Annotated in this window: 1 protein-coding gene; it reads left to right on the top strand. The window is 44.8% G+C overall.

Annotated features, from left to right (window positions below; translation table 11 throughout):
- The first annotated feature begins 336 nt into the window (after positions 1-336).
- A complete protein-coding gene (locus QVO88_RS04515; RefSeq protein WP_022287334.1) occupies positions 337-648 on the top strand; it encodes a helix-turn-helix domain-containing protein in 312 nt (103 codons plus the stop codon).
- Positions 649-717 lie beyond the last annotated feature (69 nt).

The raw sequence follows: 717 nt of genomic DNA, 5'->3' as shown, positions 1-717 counted from the left end.
AACCGAACAAAACAGCGTAAATACGTGATTTCGAGTGCTCCCAATAGGGATAAAATTATCTCTTGGAGTTTACCCCGAATGTTCGGCTAACCCAGAACTGGTATTCAGGCATCTTCACTTAAATTATCCTTTTCTTCAAAAAGTGCCGTAAATACGGCGTTTGGATTGAGTTACAAGAACTGCGGTTCTGCTGGATTTCAAAGTCTCTGCCGCTCTCTTGTAACTTAGTTGACCACTACTTGACCTTAATTGACCACGCTATTGCATATCTCTGTACTAAATTTGAGAACTGTGGTGAGAGCCTTTGAGAACTCCGCCCACGAAAGGAAGATCATTATGACAATAGCAGAAAAACGTGAGATCGTAAACACAATCATTAACCTCTTGCTTCAACTGACCGCCGAGGAAGAAGTGCAGGAACAGCCTGCAACATCATCAAAGCCTGTCAAAGCTCCTGCACAGTCGGTCAGAATGCTGACTATCAAGGAGTGTACCGCGCTGATCGAAGGTATCTCCGAGCATTCTATCCGTATGCTGATAGCACAAGGCAAGATCAAAGCGTTCCGAACAGGTGAGGGTGTCCGTGGCAAGTATCTCGTCAACAAGGAAAGCCTGCTGTCTTATTTCAGCGGAAATGAGGAGGTGTGAACTATGAGCAGAACAATCCTCGATGAACTTTACGATTATGACCTGTTCCACCTAACCGAGATTGAGGAT

It is taken from the genome of Ruminococcus sp. CAG:57, from assembly GCF_000435935.1.
Classification (GTDB): domain Bacteria; phylum Bacillota; class Clostridia; order Oscillospirales; family Ruminococcaceae; genus Hominimerdicola; species Hominimerdicola aceti.
The sequence above is the reverse complement of the archived record's forward strand: the minus strand, read 5'-3'. Positions and strand labels throughout refer to the sequence as shown.

Bases quoted from the DNA above. Each gene is read 5' to 3' on its own strand.
- QVO88_RS04515 (WP_022287334.1), top strand. From the start codon at position 337: ATGACAATAGCAGAAAAACGTGAGATCGTAAACACAATCATTAACCTC.